At 68.9% G+C, this 9,733-nt stretch carries 10 protein-coding genes and 1 rRNA gene; all 11 read right to left on the reverse strand.

Features of this window, described 5'->3' with window-relative positions; all coding sequences use genetic code 11:
• A partial coding sequence (locus tag WH07_RS31160) for a DNA polymerase IV (protein ID WP_046507528.1) occupies nt 1-1,006 on the reverse strand: 1,006 nt, incomplete at its 3' end.
• Nucleotides 1,007-1,081: 75 nt separating this feature from the next.
• On the reverse strand, nt 1,082-1,651 hold the full coding sequence (locus WH07_RS31165; protein ID WP_046507501.1) for a MerR family transcriptional regulator: 570 nt from the start codon (nt 1,649-1,651) through the stop codon (nt 1,082-1,084).
• Nucleotides 1,652-1,834: 183 nt separating this feature from the next.
• On the reverse strand, nt 1,835-2,308 hold the full coding sequence (locus WH07_RS31170) for a bifunctional nuclease family protein (RefSeq protein WP_006123076.1): 474 nt from the start codon (nt 2,306-2,308) through the stop codon (nt 1,835-1,837).
• A gap of 53 nt (nt 2,309-2,361) precedes the next feature.
• Nucleotides 2,362-3,099, reverse strand: a complete 738-nt coding sequence (gene ftsR / locus WH07_RS31175; RefSeq protein ID WP_046507508.1) for a transcriptional regulator FtsR — start codon at nt 3,097-3,099, stop codon at nt 2,362-2,364.
• Nucleotides 3,100-3,115: 16 nt separating this feature from the next.
• Nucleotides 3,116-3,937 carry an FHA domain-containing protein gene (locus WH07_RS38295; RefSeq protein WP_232789127.1) on the reverse strand — a complete coding sequence of 274 codons (822 nt, stop codon included), beginning with the start codon at nt 3,935-3,937 and terminating at the stop codon, nt 3,116-3,118.
• A gap of 148 nt (nt 3,938-4,085) precedes the next feature.
• Complete coding sequence (locus tag WH07_RS31185; protein WP_232789128.1) at nt 4,086-4,832, reverse strand: DUF881 domain-containing protein; 747 nt, start codon at nt 4,830-4,832, stop codon at nt 4,086-4,088.
• A 56-nt stretch (nt 4,833-4,888) separates the two neighbouring features.
• Nucleotides 4,889-5,221 carry a small basic family protein gene (locus WH07_RS31190; protein ID WP_023543062.1) on the reverse strand — a complete coding sequence of 111 codons (333 nt, stop codon included), beginning with the start codon at nt 5,219-5,221 and terminating at the stop codon, nt 4,889-4,891.
• On the reverse strand, nt 5,218-6,144 hold the full coding sequence (locus WH07_RS31195; protein WP_046507518.1) for a DUF881 domain-containing protein: 927 nt from the start codon (nt 6,142-6,144) through the stop codon (nt 5,218-5,220). The genes WH07_RS31190 and WH07_RS31195 overlap by 4 nt, the downstream gene beginning before the upstream one ends.
• 100 nt (nt 6,145-6,244) lie before the next feature.
• A complete protein-coding gene (locus WH07_RS31200) occupies nt 6,245-8,749 on the reverse strand; it encodes a mannose-1-phosphate guanyltransferase (protein ID WP_046507521.1) in 2,505 nt (834 codons plus the stop codon).
• Between the two features lie 110 nt (nt 8,750-8,859).
• Nucleotides 8,860-9,468 carry a CDP-alcohol phosphatidyltransferase family protein gene (locus WH07_RS31205; protein ID WP_046507525.1) on the reverse strand — a complete coding sequence of 203 codons (609 nt, stop codon included), beginning with the start codon at nt 9,466-9,468 and terminating at the stop codon, nt 8,860-8,862.
• A gap of 137 nt (nt 9,469-9,605) precedes the next feature.
• Nucleotides 9,606-9,722, reverse strand: a 5S ribosomal RNA gene (gene rrf, locus WH07_RS31210).
• Nucleotides 9,723-9,733: the final 11 nt, after the last annotated feature.

Consider the following 9,733-nt stretch of genomic DNA (forward strand, 5'->3'; position numbering starts at 1 on the left):
GCCGCACCCCGCCCGTCGTGTCCACCGACTCCAGCAGCCGCCCCGCCGCCTCCCGCACCACTCCCGGATCGTCCGTGGGCCCGCGCAGCGTCTCCGACCGGGTCAGCGTCGAGAAGTCGTACCGCCGCACCTTCAGCACCACCGTCCGCCCGGAGTGGCCGCCCGCCCGCAGCCGCTCCACGCACCGATCGGCGAGTCTGTCCACCTCCGTCCGCACCCGTACCCGGTCGTGCAGATCCACGTCGAAGGTGTCCTCGACCGACACGGATTTCGTCTCCCGCTCCGACACCACGGGCCGGTCGTCGTGCCCCAGCGCCATCCGGTACAGCGACGCGCCGTGCGCCTTCCCCAGCAGCCGTACGAGCTCGTCCTCGCCCGCCTCGGCCAGCTCGGCGACCGTGGTCATCCCGGCGCGGCGCAGATGCTCCCCGGTCGCGGGCCCGACGCCGGGCAGTGTCCGCACCGGCATCGGCCCCAGCAGCTCCCGCTCAGTGCCGGGCTCGATCACGACCAGCCCGTCGGGCTTGGCCTGCTCCGAGCCGATCTTCGCGAGCATCTTGGAACCGGCGAGCCCCACCGAGCCGGTCAGCCCGGTGACCGCCCTGATGTCCGCCCGCAGCCGCTCACCGGCCGCCCGCGCCGACGCCGTGTCATGGGCCGAGCCGCCCGCCTCCAGGTCCACGAAGGCCTCGTCCAGACTCAGCGGCTCCACCAGCGGGGAGAGCCCCGCGAGCAGTTCCATGACCCGCTCGCTCACCGCGCGGTAGAGCGAGAAGCGCGGCACCAGATACGCCGCGTTCGGCGCCAGCCGTCTCGCCTGGGCCATCGGCATCGCTGAGTGCACCCCGAAGCGCCGCGCCTCGTACGACGCCGTCGACACCACCCCGCGCGGCCCCAGACCGCCCACGACCACCGGTTTTCCGCGCAGACTCGGTTTCGCCGCCTGCTCGGCGGCGGCGAAGAAGGCATCCATGTCCAGATGCAGGATCGTCGGCGCGGATCTCACAGGACCGATGCTGCCTCACACCACTGACAACCGGCAGGGACAACCAGCACTCGCGACCGGCCCGGTCCGCGGCGGTCAGACCGCCCGGTCCCGGCGCCGCCGCGCCAGCTCGTCGGCGGGGTTGTGCCCGATCAGGGTCTCGCCGGTGTCGATCCGCTCCCCGTGGAGCTGCGACAGGGCCGCCTCGACATCCCGCCACACCACCCCCACGGCGATCCCGAAGACGCCCTGCCCGCCCTGGAGCAGGGTCACGACCTCGTCGGGCGAGGTGCACTCATGGACGGTCGCGCCGTCGCTCATGAGCGTCATGCGCTCCAGATCCCGGAAGCCGCGGGCCCGCAGATGCTGGACCGCCGCCCTGATGTTCTGGAGCGCGACCCCCGTGTCCAGGAACCGCTTCACGATCTTGAGGACGACCACGTCGCGGAAGCTGTACAGCCGCTGTGTGCCCGAGCCGTACGCCGGCCGCACACTCGGCTCGACCAGCCCAGTCCTGGCCCAGTAGTCCAACTGGCGGTATGTGATCCCGGCCGCCGCGCACGCGGTCGGACCGCGGTATCCGACCGTCTCCGCCCCGGGGTCGGCCGCACTGCTGTGAGGCGGATACGGACCGCCCGCCGCCGTACTGTCGCCGCTGCTTCTCACGCCGACCCCTCCGTCCTAGACCTGCCTTGTCGAAGGTAGGCAGTCACCCGGGGTGCGTCAACGATCGCCACACTCGCCACGCCGAGTGATAATCACCCTGAGAGTGGTTTGTCGTGCCCCTTTCCGGGGAAAAGATGGCCGAATGCGCTGACGGAGCCCGGTTCGGCGCTCACCGGCGGCCGCTCACTGGCTGTTGGTTCCGAAGTCCTCCGGCGAGATCTGGTCGAGGAACTCGCGGAACTTCTCCACCTCGTCCTCCTGCTCGTCCGGGATCGCGATACCCGCGTCGTCCAGCACCCCGTCACTGCCGTAGATCGGCGTACCCGTGCGCAGCGCCAGCGCTATGGCGTCGGACGGACGGGCGCTCACCTCCACGCCGCTGGCGAAGACCAGCTCCGCGTAGAAGACCCCTTCGCGCAGGTCCGTGATCCGGACCTCGGTCAGCTCCTGGCCCACCGCCTCAAGGACATCCTTGAAGAGATCATGGGTCAGCGGCCTCGCCGGGGCCATGCCCTGCTGGGCGAAGGCAATGGCGGTCGCCTCCCCGGGTCCGATCCAAATGGGGAGGTACCGGTCGCCTCCCACTTCACGCAGGAGCACGATCGGTTGGTTGGAGGGCATTTCCACCCGGACACCCACAACGTCGAGCTCGTTCACACAGCAACCCTAGGACGTGCCCGGCAGGTTTGGGTAGTCGGGCTCCCCCGCGATCAGTGCTGCCGGACCCCGAGGGCCGTCCGTACCAGCGCCGCGTGCAGCCGTACGGACAGCGCCGCCAGCTCCTTCGTGGTGGCCTCGGCATGGGCCCTGGTCTGCGGATTACGGTGTCTGCGCAGCGGCGCCACCACCTGTTCGACCAGTCCCGCCTCGCGCTCGGCGGCGGCTTTCATGGCGCGGAGATGCCGTGGCTCCAGACCGAATCTCCCCAGATCCGAGACAAGTCTCGCGACCGTTACGGACTCCGCGTCGTACCCGCCGTCCGGCATCGGAGTGATGAGGCCGTACGCCTCCCACTCGTCGAGCCTGCTCTCGCCGACCTCGGCGGCGGCCAGCAGCTCCTCGCGGCCGATCCTGGCGGCGGTGGAACCCACGGGCTCCGGCTCATCCGCTCCGGCCGGCCGGGACCCGCGTTTCGGGGCCGGCAGCTCCGGCCGCTCGCCGCGGCCACGGGCGTCGAGATACTCCCGGATGGCCTTCAGCGGAAGATAGTGGTCCCGCTGCAACCGCAGGACGTCGGCCAGCCGCTCGACGTCCTCGGGACTGAATTTCCGGTAACCGGAGGGGGTTCTGCGCGGCTCGACCAGCCCCTCCGACTCCAGGAAACGGATCTTGGAGACGGAGACCCCGGGAAACTCCTCCCGGAGGCGGCCGAGCACCGCGCCGATACTCATCAGCTCGCCCGTGGGGGCGGTGCCGTCGCCGGCACCGCCCGTCGGTGGTCGCAGCATGGACCTTCCCTGAGGGTCACACGCCCCGCTGGCTCGCGTAGAAGACCAGCCGGTACTTGCCGATCTGGACCTCGTCGCCGTTCGCCAGCAGGACCGAATCGATCCGCTCACGATTGACGTACGTACCGTTCAGGCTGCCGACGTCCGAGACGGTGAAATGCCCGTCCGCACCCCGGCGGAACTCCACATGGCGGCGCGACACGGTCACGTCGTCGAGGAAGATGTCGCTCTGCGGATGACGGCCGGCCGTGGTCAGCTCGCTGTCCAGCAGGAAGCGGCTGCCCGAATTCGGACCCCGGCGCACCACCAGCAGCGCCGAGCCCGGCGGCAGCGCGTCGACGGCGGCCTGAGCCTCCGGCGTGAGCGAGGGAAGCGCCGTCTGGCCGGTCACTTCGGAGTCGTACGCCTCAAGACCCGAGATGGAGATCGTCGAGGTGGTCTCCGAGGCGCGCTCGGCGGGCGCCCCGCCCCGCAGCGGCGCACCGCAGTTGGAGCAGAACCGGCTCGATTCCGCGTTCCGGTGTCCGCACCTCGTGCAGACCGGCAAGCCCGCCATAGTGGGATCCTCCTGCCGCGACTGCCCCGCCGGGGCAGATGATTGCCCGAAACCTATGCGGCCGGGACCTGCAGGGTCAACAGACGACGCGCCGGGGGCGTCGCCGCCCACCTGGTCGCGGAAGAGCGGGCGCTCGCCGCTCTGCTCCTCGCTCTGACCGTGCCGCGACGCACGGTGGCGGGCCGAACCGCCGCCTTCCTCGCGGGCGCTCTTGCCGAACAATTTCCCAAACAACTTCACGGGCGATTCCCCTTGACCGAAACAGACCCGCCCGTGGGGCAGGACGAACCCTGAATGAACACACCTGCCGACCCGGACATCTTGACAACGTCCGTATCCACCGGACAGTTTCCACCACACACCACGCTGATCGTGCGCCGACCCCCCGCAAGCTCATGCCCGCGTCGGACGGCCGCCATGCCCCGCCGGCTCACCCCGACGACGACCGAGCGTAGTCAGGCCGCTCCGCCGGTCGCAAGGCATCCACAACGATCTTCTCAGCCCGTGTCACCGTGGCCGTGGCCTGCTCCTTCTCCAGCGTCTGGACCACTCCGCCGGGAATGTTGAGAGCGGGCTCCAGATCCTGCGGCCGGCCGATGACCTTGAACTCGTACGGCGCCGTCACCGGCCGTCCGTCCACCTCGACATCGCCGCCCGCACCCGAGAAGTAGGTGTCCGCGACCACCCGGACCCCGTCCACCTGGATGGCCTCGGCGCCCGCCGCCCGCAGCTCCTGGATCGTGTCGAGCAGCATGTCCGGCTCGACCGCGCTGTTCGGATCGCTGATCGTCAGGCTGATACCGGGTCCCTGGGCCGCGACCGTACCGGCCAGGACTCCGAGCTGCTGGGCCTTCTCCAGCGTCTGTCTACGGGCCTCCTCGGCCTGGTCCGAGCTGGTCTCCAGCTCGGTGCGCTGGTCGTCGAGCCGCTGCTTCTCGTCCTCCAGCCGCTGGGTGCGGTCGTCCAGTTCGTCGAGGATGCGGACGAGGTCCTCCTGACGGGCGCCGCGCAGGGCGCTGTCGTCGTTGTTGGACGTGACCTGGATCGCGAGTCCGAGCCCGAGCACGAACAGCAGGCCCGCGACGGTGAGTTGGGCCCGGGTGACCCGCGGCGGCCACAGCCCCGCCGCCAACCGCTGGCGGCCGGTGAGCTGTTCGGGCCCCGGGGCCGGCGGCATGTCCGTACCGGCCGTACCGTTCGCGTCCTTGGGTGTCTCCACGCTGCTCATCGGCGTCACGCCCGGAAGACATGCCGGCGGATCGCGGCAGCGTTGGAGAAGATCCGGATACCGAACACGACGACCACCCCCGTGGACAACTGCGCGCCCACGCCCAGCTTGTCGCCGAGGAACACGATCAGCGCCGCCACCACCACATTCGACAGGAACGAGACCACGAACACCTTGTCGACGAAGATCCCGTCGAGCATGGCCCGCAGGCCGCCGAAGACCGCGTCGAGGGCCGCGACGACGGCGATCGGCAGATAGGGCTCGACCACCGCCGGCACCTCGGGCCGGACCAACAGTCCGACCACGACTCCCACGACGAGGCCCAGTACGGCGATCACGATGTGCCCTTCTCGGTGTCTGCCGTGCCCTGCCCGTCGCCCTTCCCGGCGTCGGCGGCCCCCGGCTCTGCTGTACGTACGATCAGGCTCGGCGCGGCAGGCAGACGCACCTCTTCCTGATCGGAAATGCTGGTGCGGATGTCGAAGTTCTGCTGCAACGACCGCAGATACCGGCCATCGGCACTGTCCTGGAACGCGGTGCTCAGCTTCTTGCCGTTCCCCACCGCGAGCACCGTGTACGGCGGCACCAGTGGCCTGTTGTCGACCAGTACGGCATCGCCCGCGGCACGGATCGCGGACAGCGATGTCAGGCGCTGCCCGTTGATGGCGATCGCTTCCGCGCCGGACTCCCACAGGCCGTTGACGACTCGCTGCATGTCACGGTCGCGTACCCGGCCGGTATCGGAGAAGCCGCCGCCGCGCGGCCCGCCGCCGTCCGACCCCGATTCCCTGGCGTCGTCGACCACGAGCTTCACACCTGGCCCGTGCACCGCAGTGGCGCCCGCCAGCAGGGCGATCCGCTCACCGGTGTCGCCGCCGTGCGCACGCAGGGCGGCGCGCTGGCGCGCCCCCACCTCGTCGCGCAGCTTCTCGACCGACTTCTCCAGTTCGTCGGCCGTGGCGGTCTCGGCGTTGATGCGGTCGATCAGCTCATCGCGTTCCTTGGCCACGACCGGCGCCGAGATCCGCGCCTGCGCGGCGCCCACCGTGACCACCAGAGCGGCCAGGACCAGACCGGCCGCGAGCCACAGCTTCGCGCGCAGCGTGCTGGGCAGACCGCCCTCCTCGGCGTCCCTGCGGGCCGCCGCCTCCGCGTACCCCTCGTCGAGGCTGTGATCCATCACATTGTTCAGCAGCGACATCGACGCATCGGGGCGGACGGGCGGAGAAGAGGTGCTCCGAATGGGGGGCTGCTGCGGCATGCCGCACATCGTCGCACGTCGCGCCCGTTACCGCCGAATGGCCCCACCGGTGTGCCGGACCCCCTTCGGGGGCATGTCCGGCACACCGGTACGACTCGCCCTAAGGACCCTGGTGACCTGCGCCGTCGACCACGGCGGACCACTCGTCGAGCAGCGCCTGCGCCGACGCGTCGTCCGGGCCTTCCGCCCACAGATGGGTGATGGCCTCGGCGGGGTCGGGCAGCACCATCACCCAGCGGCCGTCCGCCTCCACGACCCGTACTCCGTCGGTCGTGTCGACCTGCCGGTCCCCGGCCGCCTCCACGACGCTGCGCATGACGAGGCCCTTGACGGCCCAGGGCGTGGCCAGATCGCGCCGCAGCACATGGGCACGGGGGATACGGGCGTCGATCTGACTGAGCGTGAGCTGCGTACGCGCCACCAGACCGATCAGCCGCACAAACGCCGCCGTACCGTCCAGGACACTGCTGAACTCCGGGACGATGAAGGCTCCGCGCCCGTCACCGCCGAAGATCGTGGACTCCTCGCGGCCCACCCGGGTCAGATCGTCCGGTGAGGTCGTCGTCCACGCCACCTGCGTGCCGTGGTACGCGGCGACCTGCTCGGCGATCCTGGTGGTCGTCACCGGCAGCGCCACCCGGCCGCTGCGCCGCTCGGAGGCCACCAGGTCGAGCAGCACCAGCAGGGCACGGTCGTCCTCGATGATCCGGCCACGCTCGTCGACCAGCGACAGCCGCTCACCGACGGGGTCGAAGCGCACCCCGAACGCGGCGCGCGCCGAGGCGACGATCTCGCCGAGCCTGACCAGTCCGGAACGGCGCGACTCGACCGTCTCCGTCGGCCGGGACTCGTCCAGACCGGGGTTGATCGTCAGCGCGTCCACGCCGAGCCGGCCCAGCAGGCTGGGCAGCACGAGCCCGGCGCTGCCGTTGGACGCGTCGACGACGACCTTGAGCGCCGCCTCCGAGATCCCCGACGTGTCGACGTTGCGCAGCAACGAGCCGGTGTACGAGTCGAAGACGCTGGACGGGAAGTGCAGGTCTCCGATCTCACCGGGGAAGGCGCGCCGGTACTCCTGGCGCGCGTATACGCGGTCGAGTTTGCGCTGGCCCGCCTGGGAGAGATCCGCACCGCGCTCGTCGAAGAACATGATGTCCACGGAGTCCGGCACACCCGGCGACGTACGGATCATGATCCCGCCGGCGCTGCCCCGGCCGGTCTGCTGCCGGGCGACCGGCAACGGTACGTTCTCCAAGTCCCGTACGTCGATGGCGCTGGACTGGAGCGAGGAGATCACGGCACGCTTGAGAGCGCGGGCACCACGGGAGTGGTCACGCGCCGTGGTGACGGTGGAGCCCTTCTTCAGGGTGGTGGCGTACGCGCCGGCCAGCCGCACGACCACTTCCGGCGTGATCTCGACGTTCAGGATGCCCGAGACACCACGGGCGCCGAAGAGATGCGCCTGCCCCCGGGACTCCCAGATGACCGACGTGTTGACGAACGCGCCGGCCTCGATGGTCTTGAACGGGTAGACCCGGACATTGCCCTGGATGATCGATTCCTCGCCGACGAGGCACTCGTCGCCGATGACCGCGCCGTCCTCGATCCGGGCGGCCCGCATGATGTCGGTGTTCCTGCCGATCACGCAGCCGCGCAGATTGCTGTGCTGCCCGATATAGACGTTGTCGTGGACGACGGCTCTGTGGAGGAACGCACCGGTCTTGACGACCACGTTGGATCCGACAACGGTGTGCTCGCGGATTTCGGCGTCGGCCTCGACCTTGGCGTAGTCCCCGATGTACAGCGGCCCGCGCAGAACGGCGTCCGGATGGACCTCGGCGCCCTCGGCGACCCAGACACCCGGCGAGATCTCGAACCCGTCGATGTCGACGTCGACCTTGCCCTCCAGGACATCGGCCTGGGCCTTCACATAACTCTCGTGTGTGCCGACGTCCTCCCAGTAGCCCTCGGCGATATAGCCGTAGACCGGCTTGCCTTCCTTCATGAGCTGAGGAAAGACATCGCCGGACCAGTCCACCGAGACATCCGCCTCGACATAGTCGAAGACCTCGGGCTCCATCACGTAGATGCCCGTGTTGACGGTGTCCGAGAAGACCTGGCCCCAGGTGGGCTTCTCCAGGAAACGCTCGACCTTGCCTTCCTCGTCCACGATGGTGATGCCGAATTCCAGCGGATTCGGAACCCGGGTCAGGCACACCGTCACCAGTGCGCCCTTCTCCTTGTGGAAGGCGATGAGGTCGGTCAGATCGAAGTCGGTGAGCGCGTCGCCGGAAATGACGAGGAAGGCATCGTCCTTCAGCGCCTCCTCCGCATTCTTCACGCTCCCCGCGGTGCCGAGCGGCTTCTCCTCGTTGGCGTAGGTGAGCTCCATACCGAGCTCTTCACCGTCGCCGAAATAGTTCTTGACGAGGGAGGCAAGGAATTGCACGGTTACGACGGTCTCGCTGAGCCCATGGCGCTTGAGCAGCCGCAGCACATGCTCCATGATCGGCCGGTTCACCACCGGCAGGAGCGGCTTGGGCATGCTCGAGGTCATGGGGCGAAGCCGAGTGCCTTCGCCACCAGCCATCACGACGGCCTTCATGTCGGAAGCGTCCTCCTTGAAGAGACGGTCTCGCCGACTTCACCCGTCTGGACAGCGGCCCCAAAGGCGTCAGGCGTGCGCCGGCGACACTGCACGGCGCACTCGACGAGCTAATCGGCCGCGGTGTCCGCCTTCACGAGCCGGCGGACCTGGACCACATACAGGATCCCTGCCCACCAGTAGAGAGTTGTACCCCATCCGGCGAACGCCCATCCGAAAACTTCGGCGAGTGACGCAAGCCAACCACTTCCGTCACTCAGGAGCAGGAGCGGGAAGGCGTACATCAAGTTGAAGGTAGCCGCCTTCCCCAGGAAGTTCACCTGGGGTGGCGGATAGCCGTGCCTGCGAAGGATTCCCACCATCACCAGAAGCATCAGCTCGCGGGCCAATAGGGCGGCGGTGAGCCACAGCGGCAGGATCTCGCGCCAGGTGAGACCGACGAGAGTGGAAAGGATGTAGAGCCGGTCGGCGGCGGGGTCCAGCAGCCGGCCGAGGCTGCTGATCTGGTTCCAGCGGCGGGCCAGCTTGCCGTCGAGATAGTCGCTGACACCGCTCAGCATCAGGACCAGCAATGCCCAGCCGTCGCTGTTCGGTCCGCCGAACTCGGGACGGAGGATCAGCCACAGGAAGAGGGGGACGCCGACGAGCCGGGCCATGCTGAGGATGTTGGGGACGGTGAGCACCCGGTCCGTCTGAACGCGAGTCTCCTGGACCTCCACCCGGGGGCCTCCTGTGTGGAACGTGCCAACGATGCGTCCCGACCTTACCCTCAGCGTGTGCGGCGGAGTGCAAGGGGGTAAGCAAACAGAAATGCCCTGTACCAAGACTTCTGGTACAGGGCATTTCCATAAAGTTTGTTCGGCGGCGTCCTACTCTCCCACAGGGTCCCCCCTGCAGTACCATCGGCGCTGTAAGGCTTAGCTTCCGGGTTCGGAATGTAACCGGGCGTTTCCCTCACGCTATAACCACCGAAACACAATGAAA

The organism is Streptomyces odonnellii (genome assembly GCF_000981895.1).
Taxonomy (GTDB): domain Bacteria; phylum Actinomycetota; class Actinomycetes; order Streptomycetales; family Streptomycetaceae; genus Streptomyces; species Streptomyces odonnellii.